The organism is Streptomyces sp. V4I8, from assembly GCF_041261225.1.
Taxonomy (GTDB): Bacteria; Actinomycetota; Actinomycetes; order Streptomycetales; family Streptomycetaceae; genus Streptomyces.
In genome coordinates, this window is sequence record NZ_JBGCCN010000001.1 from 2,347,916 (window position 1) to 2,374,609 (window position 26,694).

A 26,694-nucleotide genomic window follows, 5' to 3' on the forward strand; every position below is an offset into this window, starting at 1 on the left:
ACGATGACGGCTCACCCCCTCTTCGACATCAGCGGCCGCACGGCCCTGGTCACCGGCTCCAGCCGGGGCATCGGCCTCGCGCTCGCCCGCGGTCTGGCGGAGGCCGGCTGCACGGTGGTCCTCAACGGACGGGACGGCGAACGTCTCGCCAAGGCCGCCGGGGAACTGCCCGGTGACGTCCACACGGCCGTGTTCGACGTGACGGACGGCCCGTCGGTGGCCGCCGGCATCGCGGATGTCGAGGAGCGGGTGGGCCCGCTCGACATCCTGGTCAACAACGCGGGCATGCAACTGCGCGCCCCGCTCCTGGAGTTCACCGACTCCGACTGGCACCGCATCCTGGACACCAATCTCACCAGCGCGTTCCTGGTGGGCCGGGAGGCCGCCCGCCGGATGACGGAACGCCGCCACGGAAAGATCGTCAACATCTGCTCACTGCAGAGCGAGGTGGTCCGCCCGGGCATCGCGCCCTACGCCGCCACCAAGGGCGCGCTGAAGATGCTCACCAAGGGCATGTGCGCCGACTGGGGCCCGTACGGCGTCCAGGTCAACGGCCTCGGCCCCGGCTACATCGAGACCGAGCTCACCCAACCCCTCGTCCGGGACGAGGAGTTCAGCGCCTGGGTGCGGCGACGCACCCCGGCCGGGCGCTGGGGCCGTACCGAGGACCTGGTGGGCGGCGTGCTGTTCCTCGCCTCTCCGGCCGCGGACTTCGTCTCCGGACAGGTGCTGTATGTCGACGGCGGCATGACGAGCGTGCTGTGAAGGAGGCCTCGGGGATGCTCGGTTGCGTGATCCACGGTCAGGGCGACCTGCGGGTCGAGGAGCTGCCGACACCGGTGCCGGGCGCCGGAGAGGCGCTGGTCGCCGTGCGGTACGGCGGGGTCTGCGGCTCCGATCTGCACTACTGGCGGCACGGCGGGGTCGGCGACTTCCGGCTCAGGGAACCGATGGTGCTCGGGCACGAGGTGGTCGGGACGGTCGTCTCCTACGGCGACGGGGCCTCGGGGCCGGTCGCCGGTACGGCCGTCGCGGTGCACCCCGCCACTCCCTGCGCGGTCTGCCCGGAGTGCGGGGACGGCCGGCGCAATGTCTGCCGGGACACGCGCTACCTCGGCAGCGCGGCCCGCTTTCCGCATGTGCAGGGCGGATTCGCCGCCCAAGTTGCCGTGCCCGCCGACCAGTTGAGGCCGCTCCCGGCCGGCCTCGACCTGCGCCGGGCGGCGCTCGCCGAGCCGCTGTCCGTCGCGCTGCACGCGGTGCGGCGAGCCGGAGAGGTGGCCGGGAGGCATGTCCTCGTCACCGGTGCCGGGCCCATCGGGTGTCTGGTGGTCGCGGCGGCGAAGGCGGCCGGGGCGGCCCACGTCACGGTGACGGACCTGCTGCCGACGGCTCTGGAGTACGCGCGGATCGCCGGCGCCGACACCCTCGTACGGGCCGACGATCCGGAGGATGCCGGGTGGCCCTCCGAGGTGGACGTGGCGATCGAGGCGTCGGGCGTCGCCGCGGGCCTGGACACCTGTCTGCGGCTGGTGCGGCGGGGCGGCGTCGTGGTGCAGCTGGGCATGCTGCCGCCGGGGCGCAGTCCGTTCGCGGGGAACCTCGTCGTGAGCCGGGAGATCGAGCTGCGCGGGGCGTTCCGCTTCGACGCGGAGTTCGACGCGGCGCTGGAACTGCTCGCGGCCGAGGCGTCGTTCGACGGGCTGGTCAGCGCGGTCGTGCCGGTGCGGGAGGCCGAGGCGGCGTTCGCGCTGGCGGCTGACCGGGGCCGGTCCTGCAAGGTGCTGTTGGACTTCGGGGGCTGACGACGAACGGTTCGGCAGCGTCCCGAGGGGCGCGGGGCCGTACCGAGGGGCGCGGGGCCGTACCGAGGGCGCGGCGCCGCCGTGGCGGAGCCGCCCGTGGCCCTCACGAGCTCACTGCCTCACTTACGCCAGAGCGGATGCTGCCGCTCGGCCCAATCCCGGCTGACCGAGCCGGTCCGCATGCCCTTGCGGGCCTCCGGATCCCCCAGGGCCATCCCGATGTGTCCCGCGAGGACGATGCCGATGGTGAGGGCCAGCCAGTCGTGGACGAAGGTCGCGCTGGTGCGCCACACCAGGGGCGTGAGCTGGGTGAACCACATGACGAGGCCGGTGCCGAGCATCACCAGCGTCGCTCCGGCGATCCATGCGGCGTAGATCTTCTGCCCGGCGTTGAACTTGCCCGCCGGGCGGGACGAGTGCCGCTTGTCGCGGCGCAGGGCGGCGCGCAGCCAGACGCGGTCGTGGGGGCCGAAGCGGTTGAGGAAGCCGAGGTCGGTGCGGAAGGCGCGGGAGGCGAGGCCGGCCAGGGCGGGCACGGGCAGGGCGAGGCCGGCCCACTCATGGAGACGAACCACCAGCTCGCGGCGGCCGACGAGTTCGGCGAGCTGCGGGACGTACAGACAGGCCGCCGTCACCACGCACACGCCCATCAGCGCGGCCGTCGTACGGTGCACCCAGCGCGAGGGGCGGCCGAAGCGCCGGACGGCGGTGACGGGTCCGGGGGCGTCAAGTCGTAGGCTCATCGTCGCGTCCGTTCGAGCGGCCGACCCAGGCGTCGACGTCGTAGCCCCGTTCCTCCCAGTAGCCCGGCTTGACGTCCTCGGTGACGGTGATGCCGGAGAGCCACTTGGCGGACTTGTAGAAGTACATGGGCGCCACATAGAGGCGGACGGGGCCGCCGTGGGCGTGGTTCAGGTCCTTGTCCTGCATGCGCAGGGCGACCAGGACGTCCGCGCGGCGGGCCTGGCCGAGGGTGAGGCTCTCGGTGTACGTGCCGTCGAAGCAGGTGAAGCGCACCGCTCCGGCGCCTTTCCGCACTCCCGCGGCGTCGAGGAGCCGCGACAGGCGCACCCCTTCGAAGGGGGTGTCGGGGACCCGCCAGCCGGTGACGCACTGGACGTCGCGCACCATCCGGGTCTGTGGCAGGGCGCGCAGTTCGTCCAGGGTGTAGGTCCTGGGGCGGTCGACGAGGCCGTCGATCGTGAGGCGGTAGGTGGTGGCGTTCTTGCGGGGGACGGAGGAGGCGACCGAGTAGTAGCGGAAGCCTCCGCCGTTGGGGAGCAGGTCGGTCAGGCCGGTGGGGTCCTTGTCGGACGCGCTCGCGAGGAAGGACTCCAGGCCGCGCTGGAGGGTGGGCGCGGTGACCACGCCGAGGGCCCCCAGGCCCAGGGTGCCGAGGAAGACGCGGCGGCCCACCGGTTTGCCCCGCGGCTCTTCGGGTTGTTCGGAGTTCACGTATTCATCGAACACCCGCGTCCCCCGCTGGGCCAGGGATCGCGGGTGTCCGTCAGATTTCCGTAACCACCTCTCACCCGGCTCTCATCTCATGAGTCGCCGCGGGCGGCCTTCTCCAGTTGGAACGCCTCGTTGCCGAGCCCGATGCGGGCGTGTGTCCCGGGGGCGCGGGAGCGCAGGAGCAGGCCCTGGGCGAGGCCGACGGCCAGGGCGAGGGCGATGACGGCGGGCAGTGCCCAGCTCAGGGATGAGCCGGGGCCCGCCCCGATCAGGACGTCGAAGTCCTTGACGGTCCAGATGACGATGAACAGCAGTGCGAGTACGGCCAGCCCGGAGGCGGTCAGCCGCCAGAACTGGGCGGCTGCGGCGCCCCGTCGCAGGAAGAAGACGATCACCGAGACCGAGGCGGCCGCCATCAGGGCGGTGACGCCGAGCGCGCCGAGGCTGCCCATCCAGGTGAACAGGTGCAGGACGGGTGCGGTCGGGTCGCCGGCCGGCTTGTCGTCGGCGAACGCGAAGGCGGCGACGACCACGAGCGAGATCCCGGTCTGGAGCAGCGAGCCGGTGCCGGGGGCGCCGCTCGTGCCGCTGGTCCGGCCGAAGGCGGCGGGCAGCAGGCCCTCGCGGCCCATGGCGAAGGCGTAGCGGGCGACGACGTTGTGGAAGCTGAGCATCGCCGCGAACATGCCGGTCACGAACAGCACGTGCAGGACATCGGTGAAGCCGGTGCCGAGCAGGTCCTCGGTGAGAAAGAACAGCAGGCCGGCGCTCTGTTCCTGTGCGGTGCCGACGATGGCCGAGGGTCCGGCGGCGACGGTGTAGGCCCAGCAGCTGATCGTGTAGAAGACGGCGATGCCGCCGATGGCCAGGTACATCACGCGGGGCACGAGGACGTGCGGGCGGCTGGTCTCCTCGGCGTAGACGGGGGCCTGCTCGAAGCCGAGGAAGGCGGCGACGCAGAAGCACAGGGCGGTGCCGATGCCCGCTCCGGTGAGCGTGTCCGGGTTGAAGGCGTGCAGCGACAGGCCCTCCTTGCCGGGGTCGCCGAGGGCGGCGATGTCGAAGATGGCCACGAGGGCGACCTCGATGAGCAGCAGCACACCGAGCACACGCGCGTTGAGGTCGATCTTCAGCCACCCGAGCCCGCCGACGAGGAGCACGGCCACCAGTGCCGGTATCCACCAGGCGACCTCCATGTCGAGGTAGGTGGCGAAGAGCCCGGAGACCTCGAAGCCGAAGATGCCGTAGATGCCGACCTGGAGCGCGCTGTAGGCGACGAGCGCGACCATCGCGGCCCCGGCGCCGGCGGTGCCGCCGAGGCCGCGGGAGATGTACGCGTAGAACGCGCCGGCATTGTGGACGTGCCGGCTCATCTCGGCGTAGCCGACGCTGAAGAGGGCGAGGACGAGGCCGAGGATCACGAAGAGCAGGGGCTGTCCGAGGACGCCCATCACCCCGAAGGTCGTGGGCATGACACCCGCGACGACCATCAGAGGGGCCGTGGCGGCGAGCACGGACAGCAGCAGGCCCGCCGCGCCCAGCCGGTCGGCGCGCAGGGCGCGGTCCTGCCCTTTGAACGTACTGATGCCGCCGCCGTCCGCGGTGGCCGTGCTCGTGCTGGAACTGCCCGTGGTCATCGGGGACCGTCCTTGGGTCGACTGCGGTTGGGGCGTTACGCCGTGCCGAGCGCGGTGTCGCGTGCGGCGCGGAAGGCGGGATACGGATCGCGGTCCGGGTACGACCACGGGGTGGGGGTGGCGTGCTCGCCGATGCGGTGGAACAGGGCGGCGGCCTCGGCGTCCCGGCCCTCGCAGACCTTGGCGTGGGCGAGGTAGTTCAGGTCGATCAGCCGGCGCGGGTGGCCCTCCTGCTCCCACTCCAGCCACCAGTCGAAGGCGGCCCGCATCACCTGCCGGGCCCGGCGGCCGGTCCAGCACCCGGAGGTGGCCGCGTCGCGCTGCTCGTGTCCGGCCCCCGCGAGGACGCGGTAGCGCTCGGCGTGGGCGACGACCGGGAGGATGGCGAGCGGGGAGTCGGCGGGGGCGTGCTCGGCGGCCTCGTTGGCGAAGTCGTAGACCTCGTGGAGCGGGTCGGAGCCGGAGCCGGTGCGGCGCTCGGCGAGCCGGGCGACCATCACGTGGTGGGCGTGGTGGTGGTCGGCGCAGCGGGCGCGGACCTCGGCGAAGTGGCGCCGCACCTCCTCCTCGGCGCCGAGGGCGCTCTCCAGCAGGAGCAGGCCGAGCCAGGGGGTGGGGTCGGCGGGCGCGAGCGCGGCGGCGGTGTGGCAGGACTCGCGGGCGCGGACCGGTTTCTCCTTGCCCCGCAAGGCGCGCCGGACCGTGGCGTGGGCGAGCAGGACGGCGGCGTCGGCGGAGTCGGGTTCGGCGAGCAGCCACTCGCGGGTCCAGGGGGCGCAGTACGGCTCCTCGGCGAGGACGGTGACGCGGTGCCCTCTGCGGTCCCAGTCGTCGCCGGTCCGGGCGAGCAGCGAGCGGGCCGTCTGCCATCTGCCCCGGGCCAGCGCGGCACGGGCAGCGGCGAGCTCGGCGTCGTCGAGGGCCGCGTCGAAGGCGTGGGCTGCGCGCTTCCGGCCGCGGCCGAGGGGTGGCGGAGGTGGGGGCACCGTCTTGGGTTCTGTCGCGGAGTGAATGTGGACTGTCATGGATGTGGACTGTCATCAACCGATCACTCACAGCAAATCCGCAGCCAATGGTTCGCGTCAAGGGCCGCCGACGCGTTACACGCGTCAACCGACGTGACTGGTGGGGCAGTTGTGGCAAGCCACCCGCCCGCAATGTCGGATTTGTTCGATTGGTGTGGCGTGCGTCATAGCGTCGTCGCCGCGGGCACCGCAGGATTGTGGGACGCGCACGCCGGGCCTAAGGCCGCTACAGTCGGCCCTTACGCACCCCGTCCGCCCGGCAGGATGATCGAGGTACGCAGCGTGTCGCTACAGATTCTGATACTCGCCGTCAGCGCTGCGTGCTGTCTGGGCTTCGGCTTCGTACTGCAGCAGAACGCGGCACAAAAGGCGCCGCTGAGCGACTTCCTCTCCCCCCGGATCCTCCTCGACCTGATGAAGGTGCCCCGCTGGCTGGGCGGCATCGGGCTCATGGTGGTCGGTATGGCCCTCGGCGCGATGGCGCTGGGCCAGGGTGAGATCTCGCTGGTGGAGCCGTTGCTGGCGACCAACCTGCTGTTCGCGCTCGCGCTCTCCCGGCGCCAGACCAAGCAGCCACTGGGCCGCCAGGGCTGGACGGGTCTCGCCCTGCTCGCGGGCGGCGTGACGGCGTTCATCGTCGCCGGCCAGCCACATGGCGGGACGGCGCCCAGCGGTCCCTTCCGGCAGTGGCTGATCATCGGCGTCATGGTCGGGGTGGCCCTGCTGCTGACGGCGTACGCCAAGCGCTCGCGGCTCAGCTCGGGCCCCGCCCTGCTGGCCACGGCCGCCGGTCTGCTGTACGGCGTCCAGGACGCCCTGACCCGGGTGACCGGCCAGCGTTTCGCCGAGGGCGGCATGGCCGAGATCCTCACCAGCTGGCAGCCGTACGCCGTCGTGGCGCTAGGCCTCACCGGGCTGATCCTCGTCCAGAGCGCGTTCGAGACGGCGTCCCTGCGGATGTCCCTGCCCGCCCTGACCGCGGCCCAGCCGCTGGCCGGCATCCTCTGCGGCGTCGGATTCCTCGGCGACCGGCTGCGCGCCGACTCGGGCGCGCTGGCGTGGGAGGCCGCGGGGCTCGCCGGGATCGTGGTGGGCATCATCATGCTCGGGACGCATTCCGCGATGCCGTGCGGGGCGGTCCAGCCGAAGCGGGCCGCGGCCGCGGTGGCGACGAGCTGACCGCACGGGTGCCGCCCTGGTTGGATGGCCCCCATGAGCGCCGCTGACGAGATCCTCGACATCGTCGACGAGCAGGACCGGGTCGTCGGGCAGTCGCCGCGCGGCGAGGCCTACGCCAAGGGACTGCGCCACCGCTGTGTCTTCATCGAGGCCCGGGACGCGCGCGGCCGCCTCTTCGTCCATCGCCGCACCCCGACGAAGCTGGTGTTCCCCTCGCGCTACGACATGTTCGTCGGCGGGGTGGTCGGCGCGGGCGAGTCGTACGAGGACGCCGCCCTGCGCGAGGCCGAGGAGGAACTCGGCGTGAGCGGCCTGCCGCGTCCCTCCTACCTCTTCAAGTTCCTCTACGACGACGGAGCCGGGCAGACCTGGTGGTCGGCGGTGTACGAGGTGCGCTGCGAGCTGCCGGTGAGCCCGCAGGTGGAGGAGGTCGCCTGGCACGACTTCCTGCCGGAGGCCGAGGTCGAGCGGCGGCTGACCGAGTGGGCGTGGGTGCCGGACGGGCTGGCGGCGTACGAGCGGCTCAGGGCCTACCGGGCGGCGGCAGCCGGCTGATCCACCCGCGGGCCACCCGCCAGCGCGTCCGCGAGCGCCCGCTCCTGGTCGGCGGTGATGCCCAGCCCGGCCGGCACGGTACGCGGGCTGTACCGCCCGTCGCACAGCGCCAACGGGCCGCCCGGCTCGGCCGTGGCTCCGCTGAGCGGGCTGCGCCCCCGCACCGCCCAGGTGGGCCCGTCCCAGAACTGGTGGTCCAGGAGCCGCTCCGCCACGTCGGACGCCGGGTCCTCGGCCACCCCCACCGCCCTGAGCGCGCCGGATATCCGAGCCACCGCCGCCGCCTCGGGCACGTCCGCGTCACCGAAGGCGGGCAGCAGCAGGAGCAGCCTCAGCCCGGGATCCACGACGCCCTCCGCGCCGGCCGGAGCGGACTCGGCCACGGCGAGCAGCTCGGGCCAGGACAGTCCCGGGCCGCTGTAGTGCCCCTCGAGTGATGCCAGGTAGGCGTGCCGGTCCCAGTCGGGGTGGGTGATCAGGTAGTCCGTACCGGCTTCGTCCGGGAAGTTCCGGTGGACGATCCACAGCGTGTGCCCGCCCGCCAGGGGTATGCGGAACGCCGGCCAGACCTGCTCCGCCCCGTGCAGCGCCGAGATCGCCTCGTCGACGTCCGCCGAGTCGGCGCCGAAGGGTTCCGGCTCCTCCGCGAACTCGTCCCAGACCGGGAGGTAGAACGCCGGCCAGAACCCGGGCAGCCGCAGCAGGTGCTCGGCGGGCGCGATGGCGTGCCCGGGCATCGCGTACCCGGCCAGTGACGTGGGAACATCCATGCCCCGAACCGTAGCGGGCGGCACTGACAGCGCCCCCTGACGGCCGCCCGGATAGGGTCGGGCATGTGATCGAGTTCGTACGAAACGCCCGGCTGTGGTTCGCGCCGCAGGAGATCCGGCAGGAGGGCGGCACCCCCGACTACCGGTTCTCGCTGGCCAACGAGCGCACCTTCCTGGCCTGGCTGCGTACCGCGCTCGCGCTCATCGGCGGCGGCTTCGCGGTGGACCAGTTCCTGCCGGACCTGCGCTGGGGGTGGCGGGTCGGGCTGGCGCTGGCGCTGCTCGCGGCGGGCGTGCTGTGTTCGCTGCGCGCGGTCAATCACTGGGTGCGCTGCGAGCGGGCCATGCGCCGCGGCGAGGATCTGCCGGTGTCGAGGTTCCCGGCGGTGCTGAGCCTCGTGGTCGCCGTCGTCGCCGTCGCGATGGTCGTCGTCGTACTCGTCGGGTGGGAGGGGTGAGCGCCGGGGCGGCCGCGGAGCCGGTGCGGGACCCGGGGCTGCAGCCCGAGCGGACGCGCCTGGCGTGGCGCCGTACGACACTGTCCGGGGCCGTGGCCGCCGTACTCGCCATGAAGGCCGCGCTGCACGGCGGCGTCTCGGTGGTCGGGATCGTCGTCTGCGCCCTGTGCTGCGGGCTGTGGCTGGGCTTCCTGGCCCTCGCCCACCGCCGCATCCGCGTCCTGGCCGCGTCGGCCGAACCCTCGGCGCTGGCTCCCCGGACCGCTACGGCCACGGTCCTGTTCACCGTGGCCCTGGCCGTGTGCGGCGCCGCCCTCGTCCTCTGAGGCCGTTCGAGGAGCCAGGGCGTGTTGCGAAAGTCCCGTCGTCCGCCCGGAGGGCGGGCCCCGCGGCGGCGAGAGCACGTGCCAGGCGTCGCCCGGCAGACGGGACTTTCGCAACACGCCCTAGGGGGCCTGGTCCGGCTCCTGCCACAGCCCTTCCGGTGCCACCGGCTCCTCCTCCGTCTCCCAGTCCACGGTCACCACGATCTTGCCGCGGGTGCGGCCCTCCTGGTTCAGCCGGTGGGCGTCCGCCGCCCGCTCCAGCGGGAACGTCTGCGAGACATGCACGGACACCACGCCCTCCTCCGCCAGCTCGGACAGCCGCAGCAGGTCCGCCGCGTCGGGGCGGACGAAGTAGTAGCGGCCTCCGTAGTCGAAGACGTCCGGGTCGGCGATCGACACCAGGCGGCCCTCGGGGGCGAGGAGGTTGGCCGAGGCCTTCAGCGCGGCCCCGCCGACCGTGTCGAACGCGGCGTCCACACCCTCGGGCGCGAGCCCCCGCACCCGTTCGGTCAGGCCGTCGCCGTACTCGACGGGTTCGCCGCCGAGGCCGCGTACGAAGTCGTGGTTGTGCGGGCTCGCCGTACCGATCACCCGGGCGCCCAGATGACGGGCGAGCTGGACGGCGATGGAGCCCACGCCGCCGGCCGCGGCGTGCACGAGGACGGTCTCGCCGCGTCTCACCTGGAGGATCCTGGTCAGCACCTGATACGCCGTCAGCCCGACCAGGGGCAGCCCGGCCGCCTCCTCCCAGGTGAGGTTGCGGGGCTTGCGCGCGAGGGTGCGCAGGGGGGCGGCGACGTACTCGGCGAAGGTGCCGTGGGAGAGGAGGTCCTCGCGTACGTAGCCGATGACCTCGTCGCCCACGCCGAACTCCGTGACGGACACGCCCGGTTGGACCACGACCCCGGAGACGTCCCAGCCCGGGACCACCGGGAAGGCCGGTTCGAGCATCCGGTCCATATGGCCCTCGCGGCACTTCCAGTCGACCGGGTTGACGGCCGCCGCCCGCACCTTGACCAGCACGGAGTCGGGGCCGACGCGCGGGTCGCGTACCTCTCCGTATGCGAGCACCTCGGGCCCGCCGTAGCGTGTGTAGCTGATGCCCTTCATGGGTTCGACCCTCCGGGGTGACAGGGCGCCACGCAAGCCGAATAACCCGATATGCGGCGTTCGCGTGGCAGCCTGTCCGACGTCACAACCCGCACCTTCGAAGGTGAGCACCATGACCACCCTGCACGTGGAACACCCCTCCCACACGCACACTCACGGTCCGGACTGCGGGCACACCGCGGTACCGCACGGCGACCACACCGACTACGCGCACGACGGTCACCTCCACCGCGAGCACGGCGGCCACTGGGACGAGTGCGAGGCGAACGGGCACACCGCACACGACGACCACACCCATCAGCACGGCGCGGACTGCGGACACGAGAGCGTCCTGCACGGCGACCACGTCGACTACCTCCACGACGGCCACCGGCACGCGTCCCACGACGGCCACTGGGACGACCACTGAGCCCGACAGGGCCGGGTTGAGACCCCCGCGACCCCACCGCGAGGCTCCCCCCTCCCCGGCGCACTGGCCGAGAAGACACCACCGACAGCTCCCCGACGCTCCGCGCGGGGAGCTGTCGGCCTATCGTGGCCCCGATCACGTTCGGCTCCCCTACTGGACTACATACCGACTGGTCGGCATCATGAGTCAGGTCTGGTTCACCTGCCTGTAGGAGCGATGTATGAGCCCCGACCATCCGCCCGGTCTCGATCTCGACCGGCTGCGCGGCCTGCTCGAGCGCGAGCACCCCGGTCTGGCACAGGGCCCGCTGACCGGCCGGCTGATCGAGGGCGGACGGTCGAACCTCACCTACGCGGTCTCCGACGGTACCTCGAAGTGGGTCGTACGACGTCCCCCGCTCGGCCATGTCCTCGCCACCGCGCACGACATGAAGCGCGAGCACCGGGTCATCAGCGCGCTGCACCCGACGGACGTACCGGTGCCCCGTCCGGTGCTGCTGTGCGAGGACGAGGAGGTGCTCGGGGCGCCGTTCTACGTCATGGAGTTCGTCGAGGGCACCCCGTACCGCACCGCCGACCAGCTCGCCCCGCTCGGCCCCGAGCGCACCCGGGGCGCGGCGCTGTCCCTGGTGGACACCCTCGTCGAACTGCACGCGGTGGAACCGGCGTCGGTGGGCCTGGACGACTTCGGCCGGCCCGAGGGCTTCCTTGACCGGCAGCTGCGCCGCTGGGGCAAGCAGCTGGACGCCTCCCGCAACCGCGAGCTGGCCGGGATCGACGAGCTGCACGCGACGCTCGGCCGCCGGCTGCCCGCCTCCCCCATCGCGACCGTGGTGCACGGCGACTACCGGCTCGACAACGTCCTGATCGGCCCCGTGGCGAACGGGCCGGAAAAGGGTGTCGACACGATCAAGGCGATCCTCGACTGGGAGATGTCCACGCTCGGCGATCCGCTGACCGACCTGGGCCTGCTGGTGATGTACAGCATGCCGCTGGGCATGCCCGACTCCCCCGTCTCCACCACGGCCGAGGCCCCGGGACACCCGGAACCGGCCGAACTGATCGAGCGGTACGCCGCTCGCTCGGGGCGCGACGTCTCCGCGGTCTCCTGGTACACGGCGTTCGCCTGGTTCAAGCTCGCCGTGATCCTGGAGGGCATCCACTACCGCTACACGCTGGGCCAGACGGTCGGCCGCGGCTTCGACCGCATCGGCGACCTGGTCCCCGTCTTCATCCAGCACGGCCTCACCACCCTTCAGGAAGGCTGATCCGCCATGGACTTCGCGTTCGACGCGCGCACCGAGGAACTGCGCGCCAAGCTGCTCGCCTTCATGGACGAGTACGTCTATCCGGCGGAAGCGGTGGCGGAGGAGCAGCGGGCCGCGCTGGCGTCCCCGTGGGACACCCCGGCCGTGGTCGAGGAGCTGAAGGCCGAGGCACGCAGGCAGGGCCTGTGGAACCTCTTCCTTCCCGACGCCGAGTACGGCGCCGGCCTCACCAACCTCCAGTACGCCCCGCTCGCGGAAATCACCGGCCGCTCCCCGCAGTTGGCGCCCACCGCGACGAACTGCGCGGCGCCCGACACCGGGAACATGGAGGTGCTGTCCCAGTTCGCCGACGAGCAGCAGAAGAAGCAGTGGCTGGAGCCGTTGCTGGCCGGTGAGATCCGTTCGGCGTTCGCGATGACCGAGCCGGAGGTGGCCTCGTCCGACGCCACCAACATCACCACGCTGATCGAGCGGGACGGCGACGAGTACCTCATCACGGGCCGTAAGTGGTACATCTCCGGGGCGATGAACCCGGACTGCAAGATCTTCATCGTGATGGGCAAGACGGACCCGGACGGCGACGACATCCGCCGCCAGCAGTCCATGATCCTGGTCCCCCGCGACACCCCCGGCGTGACGGTCAAGCGCGCTATGCAGGTCTTCGGCTACGAGGACCACTACCACGGCGGACACGCCGAGGTGATCTTCGACCACGCGCGCGTGCCGGTGTCGAACCTGATCGGCGAGGAGGGCGGCGGCTTCGCCATCGCCCAGGCGCGGCTCGGCCCTGGCCGTATCCACCACTGCATGCGGCTGATCGGCATGGCCGAGCGGGCGATCGAGCTGATGTGCCGCCGGGCCGCGTCCCGTACGGCGTTCGGCAAGGCACTGGCCCAGCAGGGGGTGGTGCACAACTGGATCGCCGACGCGCGCGTGACGGTCGAGCAGCTGCGGCTGCTGGTCCTGAAGACGGCCTGGCTGATGGACACCGTCGGCAACAAGGGTGCCCACACCGAGATCCAGGCCATCAAGATCGCGACGCCGCGTGCGGTCGTCGACATCATCGACCGGGCGATCCAGGTGCACGGTGCGGGGGGTGTGAGCCAGGACTTCCCGCTCGCCGAGCTGTACGCCGGGGCGCGGACGCTGATGATCGCGGACGGTCCGGACGAGGTGCATCAGCGGTCGCTGGCGCGGCGGGAGCTTAAGAAGTACGTGTGACCGCCGGGGGCGGGAGGGGAGTCTCGCCCCCGCCGCCCCTACCCGTCCCATCCCTGGGGGCTGCCGCCCCCCAGACCTCCGCTTTCGGCCCTCCGGGCCTCGTCCTCAAACGCCGGACGGGCTGAAGATGCCTGGGCCGGCGAAGCCCCTGCGGTGGGCGGGGGTTCGGGATGGTGGTGGCCTTGTCGTCGAACGCCGGGCGGGCTGAACATCCAGCCCCTCCGGCGTTTGAGGAGCGGGGTCTGGGGCGGAGCCCCAGAAGGATGGGACGGGTAGGGGCGGCGGGGGCGAGGGACGTCCCCGTGCGATCAGGGGCGTAGGGCTCGCAGCAGCAGGTCGGCGAGGTGGTCGGCGACTTCCTGCGGGGTCATCGGGCCGTCCGGGCGGTACCAGGTCGAGAGATGGTGGACGGACCCGAAGTGGTAGTCCACCACCAGGTCCGCCGGGGTCGCCTTGGAGAAGACGCCCGCCTCCTGCCCCTCCTCGACGAGCGCACGGAAGCGCTCGTGGTAGCGCCGGCGCTCGGCACGCACCTGCTTGTGCTTCTCCGGGCTCAGGTGATGCATGGAGCGGAAGAAGATCATCGCGTCGTCGAGGTTCTCGATCGTCGTGACGACCACGTCCGCCGCCGCGCCCCGCAACCGCGTCTCGATCGGCTCGTCGGCGTTCGCGAACGCGTCGAGCCGCTCCTGCTGAACGCGCAGCACGCGCGCGTACACCTCGTGCAGGAGGTCGTCCTTGGAGCCGAAGTAGTGGTACAGCGCCCCCTTGGTGACGCCGGCCGCCTCCACGATCTCCTGCACCGAGGTGCGGTCGTAGCCCCGCTCGGCGAAGAGCCGGGTGGCGGCGGCGAGCAGCCGCTGGGGGACGGGCGTACCGTCTCCGTCCGTCGTCCTGGCCACTGTGCCGCCACCTGCCCTTCCGAGATGTCCACAGGCTGTACAGCCGTCTTACGCGCGGGAACGAAGCTCCCGTCGGAGGATCTTCCCACTTGCCGTCTTCGGCAGGTCGGGCAGGATCTCCACCTGACGCGGATATTTGTAGGCGGCCAGTCTCTCCCTGCAGTACGCGGCGAGTGCGTCGGGGTCGGCATCGGCACCCGGACGGAGGCTGATGTACGCCTTGACGGTCTCCCCGCGGTACCCGTCGGGCACCCCCACGACGGCGGCCTCGCGCACCGCCGGGTGGGTGTAGAGCACGTCCTCGACCTCGCGCGGCCAGACCTTGAAGCCGGACGCGTTGATCATGTCCTTCTTGCGGTCGACGACGTACAGCCAGCCCTCGGCGTCCATGAAGCCGATGTCCCCGGTGCGCAGCTCGCCGTCGGGGAAGGTCTCGGCGGTGGCGTCGGGGCGCCGCCAGTAGCCGGGGACGACCTGCGGGCCGCGGACGAGGATCTCGCCCTGTTCACCGAACGGGACCTCCTGGCCCTGGTCGTCGACGATCCGTACGACCGTCTCGGCGCCCGGCAGGCCCACGGCGAGCGTCCCGGAGACCGGGTCGACGGGGGCCTCCAGACCGGGCGGGACGGAGGCGCAGGGGGCGGTGCACTCGGTGAGGCCGTAGCCGTTGCGGATGTACGGCCCGAAGCCGGCCCGGAACTTCTCCACCAGGGCGGGCGGCAGCGGGGCGCCACCGGAGGAGATCATCCGGAAGGAGGCGAAGTGGTCGCGGGTGACGTCCGGGTGGGCGGCCAGCGCCATGAAGGCGGTCGACGGGCCGACGGTGTAGTGCGGCCCGTGCTCGGCGAACGCGTCGAGCACCACCCCCGCCTCGAAGCGGTACGCCAGTACGAGCACGCCCGCGCTGTTGAGACAGGAGGCGAGCTGGGCGACCATCCCGGTGATGTGGAACAGCGGCGCCAGCGCGAAGTAAACGGGCGGGTCGGGCAGTTCCAGGCCGGTCCGCTGCCGCTCGGCGTTGTACATGATGTTGCCGTGCGTGTTGGTGGCGCCCTTGGGGGTACCGCTGGTGCCCGACGTGTAGCTGATCAGGGCGATGTCGGACGGGCCTGGGTCGCGGCCCTCCGGTGCCTTGTGGGCGGCGCCCGCTACGGCCGTCAGGTCATCGGCGTCCTCGGCCTGCGGCAGCCGTTCGAAGGTCAGCACGCGCGCGTCGTCGCGCGTCTGGAAATCCAACTCGCACCCGGTGAGCACGATCCGCACCGGCGAGTCGGCCGCCGTCTCGCGCAGATACGCCTCCCAGGCCCGGTCGGAGCAGATCAGCGCGGCCACCTCACCGTCCTGGAGGACATGACCGACCTCCCCCGACTTGTACATCGGGTTGACGGGCACGACGACCGCCCCCGCCTTCCAGGCGCCCAGCAGGGCGAGCACGAAGTGCGGGGAGTTCTGCAGCAGGATCGCCACCCGGTCGCCGCGCTCCAGGCCACGGGCGGCGAGGTGCCCGGCGACGGAGTCGCTGAGCTCGTCGACCTCGCGGTAGGTCAGGCGGCCGTCGAAGTAGGCGAGGCAGGTGCGCTCCGGGGTCTCGGCGATCACCCGGCGCAGGGCGTGCACGAGGGTGTGGGCCGGGTCCACCGGGGCCCGCTGGGCATCGCTGAGCAGGGCCAGCCAGGGCTTGGCCGCGCTGGGGGTCCCCCCGCTCGAGCGAAGCCGAGAGTGGGGGAGGGAGGCGGAGGCGTCGGTCACCGGTTCACCTCCCACTTCTGCTGGAGATGGTTCATGCCGGCCAGCCAGCGGTCGGGCTCGGCGGCCCGCGCCTGGTAGTACCCGGCGACCTCGGGGTGCGGCAGGATCAGGAAGCGATCCTCCGCCATGCCCTTGAACAGGGCGTCCACCACGTCCTCCGGCGCGATGGCGGTGGGCTTCAGCACCAGGTCCCCCGCGGTGCCGGTGGCGTCCAGCATGTCGGTGCGCACGCCCTGGGGGCAGATGGCGTGGACCTTGACTCCCCGGTGCCGGTACGTCAGCGACAGGTACTCGGCGAAGGCGAGGGCGCCGTGCTTGGTGACCGCGTAGGGCGCGGCGCCGATCATGGTGAGCAGTCCGGCGGCGGAGACGGTGGAGACGAACCGCCCACTGCCGCGCTCCAGCCAGCCGGGGAGCAGGGCGTGGGCGGCACGCACGTGTGCCATGACGTTGACGTCCCAGGACACCGCCCAGGACTTCTCGTCGAGCGGCTGCCCCGGATCCTCGCCTCCGAAGGCGACACCGGCGTTGGCGCAGTAGACGTCGACGGTACCGCCGAGCGCGTCCCGGGCGTCGGAGACGATCGCGGAGGCGTCACCGGGGACCGCGACGCCCCCGATCTCACCGGCGACCGCCTCGGCCTTACCGGCGTCCAGGTCATTCACGACGACCCGCGCCCCTTCGGCGGCGAAGCGCCGGGCAAGTGCGGCTCCGATACCGCCTCCCGCTCCGGTGACGACCACACCACTACCCTGAACGGCTTCCACCATCGTCTCCTTCGACCGCGGCTCTCCAGACGGCCAGACTAACCGGTCGGTATGTTGCTGGGAAGGGCGACCGCAACACCCCAGGGGCGCGGGGCCGTATCGATATGCGGCTCCGCCGCGTGGGCGCGACCAGCCACATCCTGCCCGCACCTTCCCCACCACCTGCGGTAGCAATACCGTGCCCCCCATGCGCCTATCCAGACGAGCTCTCCTCGCAGCGACAACGGCAGCAGCGTCCCTCCCTTCGGCAGCGGCGGCGTCCGAGCGCCACAGACGATTGCGCACCGGCTTCGAGCGCCTCGGAGCCGACGGCTACGCACCCCTCGACGGCCAACGGGTGGGAATCGTCACCAACCCCACCGGCATCACCCGCGACGTCCGCCACGTCGTCGACGTCATGCACGCCGACGACAGAGTGAACCTACGGGCCGTCTTCGGCCCGGAACACGGCTTCCGCGGCACCGCCCAGGCAGGCGGCTCGGAAGGCCGCTACGACGACCCGGCGACCGGCCTGCCGGTCTACGACACGTACCTCAAGAGCGGTCAGCCCCTCGCCGACATCTTCACGGCCTCCGGCGTCGACACGATCGTCTTCGACATCCAGGACGTGGGCGCCCGCTTCTACACCTACATCTGGACCCTCTACGACTGCATGGAGGCGGCCCGGCTGGCCGGCAAGCGCTTCGTCGTACTGGACCGGCCGAACCCGGTGACCGGACGGTCGGCCCAAGGCCCGGTCCTGCACAAGGAGTTCGCCACCTTCATCGGCCGGGAACCGGTCTCCCAGGCGCACGGAATGACGGTCGCGGAGCTGGCGCGGCTGTTCAACGGGGAGTTCCTCACCGCCCCCGTGCCGCTGGAGACCGTACGGATGACGGGCTGGCGGCGATCCGACTTCTACGACGCCTCGGGCCTGCCCTGGGTGCCACCGAGCCCGAACATGCCGACGCCGGACACCGCCCTGGTGTACTCGGGCACCTGCCTCTTCGAGGGCACGAACCTCTCGGAGGGACGCGGCACCACCCGCCCCTTCGAACTGCTGGGCGCGGAGGGCATCGACGGCCGCTGGGCGGTGGCGGCGGGCGAACTCCGCCTCCCCGGCGTGCACTTCAGGGAGGCCTACTTCGCCCCCACGTTCTCGAAGTTCCAGGGCAAGACCATCGGCGGCGTGCAGGTCCATGTCCACGACCGCGCCGCCTACGACCCCGTCCGCACCGGAATCGGCCTGCTGGTGACCGCCAAGAAGGCCTGGAGCGGCTTCGGTTGGCGCCCCGACAACTGGATCGACAAGCTCACCGGCTCCACCCAGGTGCGCACGATGATCGACGCGGGCGCGGGCACCGACGACGTGGTGGCGGGCTGGCAGCGGGAGCTTGCGGCGTTCCGGCGGATGCGCGAGGAGTACCTGCTGTACAAATGAGCGCCCCCGTCGTGTGCCTCTGATGGGTGACGACGTATGGCCAATCCCGCCCGGCAGCAGGACGATGCGCCCGTATCGCACCGCTTCGGGGGACGAGGGGGCCTGTCATGGCGGAACCGGCAGTGAGCGTGACTCCCTACTGGGAGCTGACCTTCGACGCGGACGGGGATCCGGACGCCCGGAGGCGGGACCGGCTGCTGGCCGGGGTGGCGCGGCACCACGTCCGTGATCTGATCGTCTTCGCGCACGGCTGGAACAGCGACCGCTCGGGAGCCACGCGGCTCTACGACCGCTTCTTCGCGCCGATCCCGCAGCTCGCTCCGGCGGCGAGGATCGGGTACGTGGGCGTGGTCTGGCCGTCCATGCGGTTCTCCGACGAGCCGATCCCGGACTTTCCGCGGGCCGTGGCGGCCGAGATGCCCCGTCGGCCGGTGCTCGACAAGGACACGCGGCACGCGCTGCTGGAGACGTTTCCCGGACGGGCGACCGTGATCGACCAGATCGCGCGCATGCTGGACCAGCAGCCGCGTGAGGAAACCGAGTTGGAGGAGTTCGGGCGGCTGGTGCGGATGCTGGTGGACGTCGTCCCGCCAGGGCCGCAGGCGCTCTTCGCGGCGGACACGCTGTGCGAGGGGGTGCCGCAGGACTCGCCGGACCTGTTCTCCGGCTCGACCGCCGCCCTGTGCGAGGAGTTCGCGCGGGCGCTGGCGCAACTCGAAGCGCCGGACAGCACACCGTCGGACGGGACTCCGACCGGTGCGGCCTCGTTCTCGTTGCCGAACCCCTGGGAAGGCGCCCACGAGCTGCTGCGGCAGGCGACGTACTACGCCATGAAGCGCCGTGCGGGGACGGTCGGAGAGCGCGGGCTCGGCCGGGTGCTCGGGCAGCTGGCCGAGCGGGCGCAGGAGGTGCGGGTGCATCTCGTCGGGCACAGCTTCGGCGCACGGCTGGTGTCGTTCGCGCTGCGCGGGCTGCCGAAGGGCGTGCGCACGGTGAAGTCCGTGACGCTGCTCCAAGGCGCCTTCTCGCACTACGCGTTCGCGTCCCGGCTGCCGCACGACGCGCGGGCGGGCGGTGTGCTGGAGGGGCAGCAGAACCGGGTCGACGGACCGCTGGTGTGCTGCTACTCGCGGCACGACTCGGCCCTGTCGACCATGTATCCGCTCGCCTCCCGGATGGCGGGGGACGCGCGCGGGATCGCGGCCCCGGATGTCGGCCGGATGCTGGGTGCCAAGTGGGGTGCGATGGGGCACGACGGGGTGCAGGCGGTGCCGGGGACCCGTTCGTTCGAGCTGGCGGACGCGCTGGGGGCGACGCTGCCCACCTCGGGATGCGTGAACATCGACGCGGCGGCGGTCGTCAGGCGTGGCGGGCCGCCGGCGGGAGCGCACAGCGACATCGTGCACCGGGAGCTGGCGCGGGTGGTGCTGGCGGCGGGCCGAATCCACTGACCCGCCGCCTCTGGTCCGCCCGACCGGTCACCTGTGGGACGTGAACTCCACGACCTGCTGATACGTCGGCCGGTTCTGCCAGCTGATCTTGCCGTGCTTGATACCGCCCAGCGTGCGCTGGACGATCGAGTCGGCGCACCACTGGTCGCCGGCCGAGCACTGGTCGTCGCCCGGGTAGACCTGGGCCGCGGTCTTGCCGGCCGCCTCCTTCAGGGTGCTGATCAGGAGGTCCCGGCAGGCGCTGAGGCTGCCGCCACCGCAGTACTTGCGGTCGAGCGGGCCCTGCACCGACTCACCGAGCACGGCCCGGATGTCCTTGTCGACGTAGGACCACCAGCCGTACTGGAAGGAGCTTCCGGCGTGCGAGCCGGTCGGGCCGTGGGCGGCGGACGGGGACTCGTCGATGGGCAGGTTGTCGCTCATCGCGCTGTACAGCTCGCTGCCGAGGCCCGGTTCGAACTCCGCCTTCACCAGCAGCGGCCACCACGCGTCCAGGAGGCGGATCGCGTCGGCGTTGGCGTACGTCTTCGAACCGGCCGAGGTCTCGGTGCGCCTGCCGCCCGCCGTCAGCCATGTCTGCAGCTTGCTCACGGCCGCGGCGGCGGTGGAGTCGGTCACCGGGGAGCTGTTCACGACCTTGAGCAGGTCGGGCAGCACGTCCTCGGCCCGCAGGTCGGCCAGGCCCGCGTCGGCCATCGCCTTCACCAGCGAGGCCCGGGTCACGCCGCCCGCGTCGACCAGCTTCCTCACCCGGTTCTCCAGCAGGTTGCCGCGGTGGACGGAGCCGTCGCCCCAGGGGGCGGTCGTGTAGTCCTTGGCCTGCTTGTTGTTCCAGGAGATGTAGTAGTCCTGGTCGATGGAGTTGGGGTGGGCCGAGGGCGGGGTGTACTGGGCCGTGTTCGTCGTCGGGTTCCAGCCCCGCCATTCGTACGCCTGCTGGGCCCACACCGGGAACTCCGCGTCGACGCCGGTCGCCCGTACCGGGTTGTCGCCGCTGTTGTAGTAGGCGGTGTGCTCGGAGTCGACGTAGAACCAGTTGAAGGTGTAGTTGATGTGCTGCACCGCCTTCTGGAAGTCCTCCGGGCCCTTGACGTAGTCCGGGTCGTTCAGCATCTGGAAGCCGATGATCGAGTCGGCCTCGTGCAGATAGGACGAGCGCAGGGTGGTGTAGGCGACCTTCTTGCCGCCGACGGTGGCGCGGTGGGTGACGGGACCGTACTTCGTCCGCCAGACCCGCATCGTGTACGAGCCCTCGGCGGTGCTGTCGGCGGTCGTCGGCTTCCAGGCGTTCTTCTGCTCGACCTTCTCCATCGCGGTGCAGGTCCCGCGATACAGGTAGTGGTAGTCGTCCTGGCACAGCTCGACGGCGTAGGTGTCGATGATGTCCTGGCCGGAGGTGGTGGCGCTCCAGGAGTAGTCCTGGCCGCGGCCGAGCTCGACGTACATGCTCAGGCCGGCGAAAGAGGCGCCGCGGGCGCTGATGCCCGGGCCCTGGATCTCCTGGAGCAGGAGCAGCTGGGGTGCGAAGTAGCCGGTCTGCGGGCCGAAGACGGCGACCGGGTGGCCGCTGGCGGTGTGCTCGCCGCCGACCACCAGGGCGTTGGACATGCCGCGCTTGGCCGAGGTCATGGCGGTCTTGGCCGCCGTGCTCGACGCGGCGCTCGCGGCCGAACCGGCCGCGCTGCCCGTACGGTCGTGGACCAGCTGTTCCTCGGCCACGGAACCGGCGTCGGGCAGGGCCTCGCCCTGGGGGTCGGCGGGCTTGGTGGCGTACGGGAAGCTCTTGTCGTGGACGGTGACGACCGCCTCGGGGTCGTTGCGTTCGCGGAACGACTCCCACAGCTTGGTGCCCTCGGCGACTCCGTACTTTTCCTGCGCGGCGAGCAGGGAGATCGCGTTGTTGACCTCGCCGCCGCCCCCGGAGCCGAACAGGGCGCCGATGACGGAGCCCAGCGCGACCAGGTCGGTGATCTTGAAGTGCTCGATGGTGCCGGCGTTGGTGACGGAGTCCTTGTGGCCGGTCAGGACGTACTCGCCGGGGAAGTAGCGGCCGCTGTCGGAGGCGTCGATGTAGGCGTTGATGCCGTCGAGGTAGGCCTTGGCGTCGGCGAGGGCCAGCTGTCCGCGTTCGCCGTTGGTGGCGACAGCGTTGTCGATCTGGGCCTGGAGATCGGCTTCGGTGTAGGGCGCGTGGCGCCAGAACTGCTGCTCCAGGCCCTGGTTGGAGGGTGCGCCACCGGCGAAGGAGGTGAGCTGGCCGCGTCCGACGTGGCGGAAGACGTCCATGAGCCACAGCCGGTCCTGGGCGGCCGCATAGCCGGCGCCGAACTCCGTGCCGTATCTGGTGGTACCGGTGATGTGCGGGACGCCCGTCTTCTTGTCACGGACGATCGTCACGTCACTGCGCCCGGCGGGACTGACGGTGGAGGCGACTTGATCGGACGGAACGCCGAACGAGGCGTCGTTGAAGAAGTTGTTGATCGTCGCGTTGGTGAGGGTGGAGTAGCCCTTGGCCAGACCGGCGTAGGGGCCCAGCTGGTCCGAGGCGTGGTCGGGCATGGTGCCGAAAGCCTGGTTGAGCAGGATCTGGGCGAGGGTGGCATTGCCGTTCTGACCAGGCGGAAGAATGTCGGAGCACTGGTTCCCGCAGTGGTCCGCGGCGACGGCCGCCGCGGCCGGGGACGCGGCGGCCGCCGGGGAAAACGGCGACAAAAGACCGGCAATCAGAACGCATACGGATGCGGTCTTCAGGAACCCGAGGAATCTGCCGGGAGTTCTCAGTCCGACTAGGGCGTTGCGTGGGGTACGCCGTGGCATTGGCCGCTCCTACCGACGAGGGTGAGCCGGGATGTTACCGGCGGTATCCCCGGGATTGAAGATGAACATGCGTCACGTTTGGGAGTCACAGGGCTCGCGATGGAGGTCATCGGAAATCGGATGGAGCCGAATCGCATGTCGATACGTCTATTCGTCAACGTCGCGCGAAGTCCGTGCGGCGACGCCGAAGTGACCGAAGTACAGGTGCAGGTGTGACGGAGGTGCAGGGCGATGGCCGGTTTCCGGAGTCTGGCGAGACAGGTGCGCGATCCGCGGTGCGATCTGGCGCTACGGCGCTACTCGCTGCGTAAGTGCCTTGAGCGGTTCGCTCCTTACGGGCACAGGGCGACCTGGGACCACTTGTGCTCCCGGGCAGGGTTCGGTCCCGAGGACCGCTCCCCCGATCCTGCGCGGCTCGTGGCCGCGTTGGACGAGCTGGAGGAGGCGCGTTCGGTCTGGCTGGCCTATGAGGTCGGGTTCGCCGAGCGGCGCAAGAAGGAAAAGCACGATGGACTGCGCAGGCCGGGCAGCGTGGACGACTGGCACCGGCTGACCTGGGGCGGTTTCGGAGTCGCCTGGTGCGACAACCCCCGGGTCCACCCGGACGAACCACTTGCCGAGGTGCTGCGCCGGCTGATCTCCGCGCTGGAGCGGGACCCGGGCTGCGAGTGCCCGGTGTGCGGCGGGGACCGGCTGGTCTACAAGTACGACCTGGCCCATGAACCGTCGTCGGGCCCGGTCTGCACGGAATGCGGGATCGTGGTACCGCGTCCGGTTCTCACGCCCGAAGCGCTGGCGGCGTCGCGGCGCGAATGGCGACTGCTCATGTCCGCCTAGTACGACGGGGGTGCGCCGGGGATGCCGCACCCCCTATTGCCGCGCCTGCTCGCCGCCTTGCGCCCGAGGGCCTTCTCGCCCCCGTTGTCAGTGGCGGCCGGCACCATCGAGACATGATCCAGGTGTGTCTGAACGGGTCCCGAGGGGCGGGCGACGGTGCGGTGGTCCCCCTCTCGCCGCAGGCGCTGGCCGACGCCGCCGCCGAGGCCGTCGCGGCCGGAGCCATGGACATCCATGTCCACGCCAAGACTCCCTGCGGCCGGGACAGCCTGTCGCCGCGCGTACTCGCGCCCACGCTGGAGGCGATACGAGCCCTGGTGTCGGTGCCGGTCGGAGTGACCACGGGCGCCTGGGCGGAACCGGACCCCGCCGCCCGCGTGGCACGCATACGGAGCTGGACGGTGCTGCCCGACCACGCCTCGGTCAACTGGCACGAGGAGGGCGCCGAGGACGTGGCCGCGGCGCTGGTCGAGCGCGGCGTGGGCGTCGAGGCCGGCATCTGGTCCGGCACGGACGGGGCGGCACGGTTCGCCGCCTCGCCGCTGGGGCCGCGGGTGCTGCGCGTGCTGGCGGAGGTGACGGACCCCTCCGCCGAGACGGCCGAGGAGACCGCGCGTGCGCTGCTCGCCGAGCTGGGCCCGGCGTTCGGCCGCCCGGTGCTGCTGCACGGGGAGGACGGAGGCGCCTGGCCGGTGCTGCGGCTGGCGGGGCGGCTGGGGCTCGCGACCCGGATCGGCCTGGAGGACACGCTGGTCCTGCCGGACGGGGAACGGGCCGGGTCCAACGCTCAGTTGGTGGCCGAGGGCTTGTACCAGTACGGGTGGGACCAGCGGTCGTCGTAGGGCAGGGCGAGGAGTTCGGCCTCCGTCGCGAGGCCGGGCTCGCCCTGGGCGCGGAGGCGGCCCGGGGCCTCGCGGGCGAACCAGGACGACAGCTCCGCGGTGGCCGCCTCCTTGCTCTCGTCGGACCAGTCGCTGACCGGCGCGTCATCGGACAGGAGATCGGTGAGCCACAGGCGTGCGCAGGACACGAGGTGTGCGTCGGCAACGGGATGCCGGATCCAGTCGGTGAGGAAGGGGGTCACTGTCCCGGCGATCGTGGAGCAGCTCGCGAAGATGTCCGTGATCGGATGCGGGGGCTGAGGGGTCGCCAGGGCCTCCCGCCACCAGGCGGTCAGAAAGGCCTGGATGGCGTCGGCCTGGTGGGACGGCCAGGAGCGCCAGTTCACGCGGGCCAGCCCGTGCCCCCACCACGCCACGTCCAGGCTCCCGTCGGCCATCGCCCGCGCCGTCTGCGGCAGCAGGCGCCGCATCACGGCGGCGTGGTCCTCGAAGTGGCCGGGGACCTTGTAGACGAACCGGCGGAGCAGGTCGGCGGGCAGCCACGTGTACGGCGTCCGCAGATACGCCGTCTCTTCGGGGTGAAAGCACCGCTCACAGCCGATCTCCGTGGGACTGGCGAAGCCGTTGAAGACCGTGTCCATGTCCGCCAGGGCGGCGTCGAGCGAGGGGAGGGATGCGGAGGGGGAGGACATCGGAGTTCGTCCCGTCAGGACTCCGTGCGCGGCGGCGGGCCGCCGGCCGAAGATCGCGACGATAGCAGCCGCTAAACCGTTCGATCCAGCCCTTTCCCGTACGGACAGTTGGGGGCGATGAAACCCACCTGAGGAACACCGAGGAGCCCCTCATGTCGACGCTGCGCGTCACCGCCGAAGTGCTGACCGTCCACGAGCATCCGAACGCCGACGCGCTGGAGCTGGCCCAGGTGGGCCTGTACCGGGCCGTCGTCGCCAAGGGCGCGTACCGCACCGGTGAGGCCGCCGTGTACATCCCCGAGCAGTCCGTGCTGCCGGCCGGCCTGATCGACGAGCTGGGGCTGACCGGGCGGCTGGCGGGGAGCGGGGCCGACCGGGTCAAGGCGGTCCGGCTGCGCGGTGAGCTGTCGCAGGGCATCGTGTGCCGGCCGAAGGCGCTGGCCGACGTCGATCTGGCACGGGCGGCCGAGGAGGGCTCCGACTTCGCCGAGCGGCTCGGGATCACCAAGTGGGTGCCGCCGATCCCGCCCACGATGTCCGGTGACGTGGAGTCGGCGCCGGATCTGCTGCCCTGGGTCGACATCGAGAACATCCAGCGGTACCCGGGCATCTTCACCCCGGGCGAGCCCGTCGTGCTGACCGAGAAGCTGCACGGCTCGGCATGCCTGCTGACGTATGTCGCCGACGAGGACCGGGTGTACGTCTCCTCCAAGGGCTTCGGCGCGAAGTCGCTGGCGCTGAAGGAGGAGTCGCGGAACCTGTACTGGCGGGCGGTTCGGGGACACGGCGTCGCCGAGGCGGCGGCCCGGCTGGCCGACCGGCTGGGCGCGCGCCGGGTGGGCGTCTTCGGCGAGGTGTACGGCGCGGGGGTGCAGGACCTGACGTACGGCGCCGACGGCCGACGGGAGTCCTTGGGGTACGCGGTGTTCGACGTGTCCGCGGAGATCGACGGCCGGGTGCGGTGGCTGGACGCGGCGGAGGTACTGGAGGGCGAACTGCCCTTGGCGCCACGGCTGTTCGAGGGGCCGTACGACATCGAGCGGGTACTGGAGGTCGCCACGGGGTGCGAGACCGTCTCGGGGCGGGAGCTGCATCTGCGGGAGGGCGTGGTGATACGTCCGGCCGTCGAGCGGTACAGCACGGTGACCGGCGGCCGGGCCATCGCGAAGGCGGTCAGCCCGGCGTATCTGACGCGGAAGGGTGGGACGGAGTACGAGTGAACGGGGCTGGGCGGTGCCCGGCGTCGGCGGGGGGGGATCGCTCACCGGCGCCGGCCGGGCGCCGCCTGCGCCCACCCGAGCCGCCCCAGCGGCACGACTGCCCGCAGGCTGGTGGGCTGCGGCTGCGGCACGATGCCCTGGCGCGGCTGTGTTGAATCTGCGGCTACCGCCGCGCGGTCGCGACCACCCACGAACGACCCGCAGCCGCCGTCGAACCCGAGCCCCCGGGCTCATGGGCGACAACCCGGCACCAGCCGACCCGACCCAGCTCACACCGTCAACTTCAGCCCCCAGCCCCGCGCCGGCGCCCTCCCCCTTGCTCCACCATCAGCCGCGACCCCGTAAGCCGTTCACCGAACACATCGTCCGGGTTGGACAGGACACACGTGTCCAGGGAGAGGCAGCCGCAGCCGATGCAGTCGGTCAAGTGGTCGCGGAGGCGGTTGAGTTGCTTGATGCGTTCGTCCAGCTCCGAGCGCCAGGCCTCCGACAGCCGTGCCCAGTCCTCATGGGTGGGCGTGCGCTCCTCGGGGAGTTCGGCCAGGGCGTCGCGGATCGTCGCCAGGGGGATGCCGACGCGTTGCGCGGCCCGGACGAAGGCAACCCGGCGGAGGGTGTCACGGGTGTAGCGGCGCTGGTTGCCGGAGGTGCGGCGGCTGCTGATCAAGCCCTTGGACTCGTAGAAGTGCAGGGCGGATACGGCGGCGCCGCTTCGGGCGGAGACCTGGCCGACCGTGAGCTCGTGGATCTTCTCGGGGATCTGGGGCACGCCCTCAAACC

General features: G+C 71.6%; 26 protein-coding genes. 14 read left to right on the forward strand and 12 right to left on the reverse strand.

Going from position 1 to position 26,694, the window contains the following annotated elements; genetic code table 11:
* The first annotated feature begins 3 nt into the window (after window positions 1-3).
* Together ABIE67_RS10610 and ABIE67_RS10615 are read left to right on the forward strand one after the other, a co-directional pair.
* A complete protein-coding gene (locus ABIE67_RS10610) occupies window positions 4-765 on the forward strand; it encodes an SDR family oxidoreductase (RefSeq protein WP_370256048.1) in 762 nt (253 codons plus the stop codon).
* Window positions 766-779: 14 nt separating this feature from the next.
* Window positions 780-1,805 (forward strand): L-idonate 5-dehydrogenase, encoded by a 1,026-nt coding sequence (locus ABIE67_RS10615; protein WP_370256049.1) that lies wholly within the window; start codon window positions 780-782, stop codon window positions 1,803-1,805.
* A gap of 119 nt (window positions 1,806-1,924) precedes the next feature.
* On the opposite strand, the gene ABIE67_RS10620 is transcribed toward ABIE67_RS10615, so the two are convergent.
* The 4 genes from ABIE67_RS10620 to ABIE67_RS10635 form a co-directional block, all read right to left on the reverse strand.
* Complete coding sequence (locus ABIE67_RS10620; RefSeq protein ID WP_370256050.1) at window positions 1,925-2,548, reverse strand: cytochrome b/b6 domain-containing protein; 624 nt, start codon at window positions 2,546-2,548, stop codon at window positions 1,925-1,927.
* Complete coding sequence (locus ABIE67_RS10625; protein ID WP_370256052.1) at window positions 2,532-3,260, reverse strand: molybdopterin-dependent oxidoreductase; 729 nt, start codon at window positions 3,258-3,260, stop codon at window positions 2,532-2,534. The genes ABIE67_RS10620 and ABIE67_RS10625 overlap by 17 nt, the downstream gene beginning before the upstream one ends.
* An 89-nt stretch (window positions 3,261-3,349) precedes the next feature.
* On the reverse strand, window positions 3,350-4,897 hold the full coding sequence (locus ABIE67_RS10630; protein WP_370256053.1) for an APC family permease: 1,548 nt from the start codon (window positions 4,895-4,897) through the stop codon (window positions 3,350-3,352).
* A gap of 35 nt (window positions 4,898-4,932) precedes the next feature.
* Entirely contained in the window at window positions 4,933-5,883 is a 951-nt protein-coding gene (locus ABIE67_RS10635) for a hypothetical protein (protein WP_370268435.1), read from the reverse strand.
* 321 nt (window positions 5,884-6,204) lie between these two features.
* On the opposite strand from ABIE67_RS10635, the gene ABIE67_RS10640 reads away from it, so the two are divergent.
* The gene (locus ABIE67_RS10640; RefSeq protein ID WP_370256054.1) at window positions 6,205-7,101 is read left to right on the forward strand and encodes a DMT family transporter; all 897 of its coding nucleotides are present in this window, start codon (window positions 6,205-6,207) and stop codon (window positions 7,099-7,101) included.
* A 33-nt stretch (window positions 7,102-7,134) separates the two neighbouring features.
* Window positions 7,135-7,656, forward strand: coding sequence for an NUDIX hydrolase (locus ABIE67_RS10645; RefSeq protein ID WP_370256055.1), 522 nt, complete (start codon window positions 7,135-7,137; stop codon window positions 7,654-7,656).
* Here ABIE67_RS10645 and ABIE67_RS10650 read toward each other — a convergent pair.
* Window positions 7,632-8,426, reverse strand: coding sequence for a hypothetical protein (locus ABIE67_RS10650; protein WP_370256056.1), 795 nt, complete (start codon window positions 8,424-8,426; stop codon window positions 7,632-7,634). The genes ABIE67_RS10645 and ABIE67_RS10650 overlap by 25 nt on opposite strands.
* 65 nt (window positions 8,427-8,491) lie before the next feature.
* Between ABIE67_RS10650 and ABIE67_RS10655 the strand changes: the two genes are divergently transcribed.
* Window positions 8,492-8,884, forward strand: a complete 393-nt coding sequence (locus ABIE67_RS10655) for a YidH family protein (RefSeq protein ID WP_370256057.1) — start codon at window positions 8,492-8,494, stop codon at window positions 8,882-8,884.
* On the forward strand, window positions 8,881-9,210 hold the full coding sequence (locus ABIE67_RS10660) for a DUF202 domain-containing protein (protein WP_370256058.1): 330 nt from the start codon (window positions 8,881-8,883) through the stop codon (window positions 9,208-9,210). The genes ABIE67_RS10655 and ABIE67_RS10660 overlap by 4 nt, the downstream gene beginning before the upstream one ends.
* A 120-nt stretch (window positions 9,211-9,330) precedes the next feature.
* Here the strand turns inward: ABIE67_RS10660 and ABIE67_RS10665 are convergent, their stop codons facing one another.
* A complete protein-coding gene (locus ABIE67_RS10665; protein ID WP_370256059.1) occupies window positions 9,331-10,320 on the reverse strand; it encodes an NADP-dependent oxidoreductase in 990 nt (329 codons plus the stop codon).
* Between the two features lie 112 nt (window positions 10,321-10,432).
* Here ABIE67_RS10665 and ABIE67_RS10670 point away from each other — a divergent pair, with 112 nt between their 5' ends.
* From ABIE67_RS10670 to ABIE67_RS10680, 3 genes are all read left to right on the forward strand, one after another.
* On the forward strand, window positions 10,433-10,729 hold the full coding sequence (locus ABIE67_RS10670; protein ID WP_370256060.1) for a hypothetical protein: 297 nt from the start codon (window positions 10,433-10,435) through the stop codon (window positions 10,727-10,729).
* Window positions 10,730-10,949: 220 nt separating this feature from the next.
* Complete coding sequence (locus ABIE67_RS10675) at window positions 10,950-11,996, forward strand: phosphotransferase family protein (protein WP_370256061.1); 1,047 nt, start codon at window positions 10,950-10,952, stop codon at window positions 11,994-11,996.
* Window positions 11,997-12,002: 6 nt separating this feature from the next.
* Window positions 12,003-13,217, forward strand: coding sequence for an acyl-CoA dehydrogenase family protein (locus ABIE67_RS10680; RefSeq protein ID WP_370256062.1), 1,215 nt, complete (start codon window positions 12,003-12,005; stop codon window positions 13,215-13,217).
* Between the two features lie 308 nt (window positions 13,218-13,525).
* On the opposite strand, the gene ABIE67_RS10685 is transcribed toward ABIE67_RS10680, so the two are convergent.
* From ABIE67_RS10685 to ABIE67_RS10695, 3 genes are all read right to left on the reverse strand, one after another.
* Window positions 13,526-14,119, reverse strand: coding sequence for a TetR/AcrR family transcriptional regulator (locus ABIE67_RS10685; RefSeq protein WP_370256063.1), 594 nt, complete (start codon window positions 14,117-14,119; stop codon window positions 13,526-13,528).
* A gap of 48 nt (window positions 14,120-14,167) precedes the next feature.
* Window positions 14,168-15,790 (reverse strand): class I adenylate-forming enzyme family protein, encoded by a 1,623-nt coding sequence (locus tag ABIE67_RS10690; RefSeq protein ID WP_370268438.1) that lies wholly within the window; start codon window positions 15,788-15,790, stop codon window positions 14,168-14,170.
* Between the two features lie 74 nt (window positions 15,791-15,864).
* Window positions 15,865-16,638, reverse strand: coding sequence for an SDR family oxidoreductase (locus ABIE67_RS10695; protein ID WP_370256064.1), 774 nt, complete (start codon window positions 16,636-16,638; stop codon window positions 15,865-15,867).
* A gap of 184 nt (window positions 16,639-16,822) precedes the next feature.
* On the opposite strand from ABIE67_RS10695, the gene ABIE67_RS10700 reads away from it, so the two are divergent.
* Together ABIE67_RS10700 and ABIE67_RS10705 are read left to right on the forward strand one after the other, a co-directional pair.
* A complete protein-coding gene (locus ABIE67_RS10700) occupies window positions 16,823-18,055 on the forward strand; it encodes an exo-beta-N-acetylmuramidase NamZ domain-containing protein (protein WP_370256065.1) in 1,233 nt (410 codons plus the stop codon).
* A gap of 107 nt (window positions 18,056-18,162) precedes the next feature.
* Window positions 18,163-19,506 carry a serine-threonine protein kinase gene (locus ABIE67_RS10705; RefSeq protein ID WP_370256066.1) on the forward strand — a complete coding sequence of 448 codons (1,344 nt, stop codon included), beginning with the start codon at window positions 18,163-18,165 and terminating at the stop codon, window positions 19,504-19,506.
* 27 nt (window positions 19,507-19,533) lie between these two features.
* On the opposite strand, the gene ABIE67_RS10710 is transcribed toward ABIE67_RS10705, so the two are convergent.
* On the reverse strand, window positions 19,534-22,323 hold the full coding sequence (locus ABIE67_RS10710) for a penicillin acylase family protein (protein ID WP_370256067.1): 2,790 nt from the start codon (window positions 22,321-22,323) through the stop codon (window positions 19,534-19,536).
* Between the two features lie 231 nt (window positions 22,324-22,554).
* Between ABIE67_RS10710 and ABIE67_RS10715 the strand changes: the two genes are divergently transcribed.
* Window positions 22,555-23,160: a hypothetical protein gene (locus tag ABIE67_RS10715; RefSeq protein WP_370256068.1), complete on the forward strand. Its 606-nt coding sequence runs from the start codon at window positions 22,555-22,557 to the stop codon at window positions 23,158-23,160.
* Window positions 23,161-23,273: 113 nt separating this feature from the next.
* Window positions 23,274-24,002, forward strand: coding sequence for a 3-keto-5-aminohexanoate cleavage protein (locus tag ABIE67_RS10720; protein ID WP_370256069.1), 729 nt, complete (start codon window positions 23,274-23,276; stop codon window positions 24,000-24,002).
* Here ABIE67_RS10720 and ABIE67_RS10725 read toward each other — a convergent pair.
* Window positions 23,948-24,694: a hypothetical protein gene (locus tag ABIE67_RS10725; protein WP_370256070.1), complete on the reverse strand. Its 747-nt coding sequence runs from the start codon at window positions 24,692-24,694 to the stop codon at window positions 23,948-23,950. The two genes, ABIE67_RS10720 and ABIE67_RS10725, sit on opposite strands and share 55 nt — an antisense overlap.
* A 152-nt stretch (window positions 24,695-24,846) precedes the next feature.
* Between ABIE67_RS10725 and ABIE67_RS10730 the strand changes: the two genes are divergently transcribed.
* A complete protein-coding gene (locus ABIE67_RS10730) occupies window positions 24,847-25,914 on the forward strand; it encodes an RNA ligase (ATP) (protein WP_370256071.1) in 1,068 nt (355 codons plus the stop codon).
* A gap of 283 nt (window positions 25,915-26,197) precedes the next feature.
* Here ABIE67_RS10730 and soxR read toward each other — a convergent pair whose 3' ends face one another.
* A complete protein-coding gene (soxR, locus tag ABIE67_RS10735) occupies window positions 26,198-26,683 on the reverse strand; it encodes a redox-sensitive transcriptional activator SoxR (protein ID WP_370256073.1) in 486 nt (161 codons plus the stop codon).
* Between the last annotated feature and the right edge of the window lie 11 nt (window positions 26,684-26,694).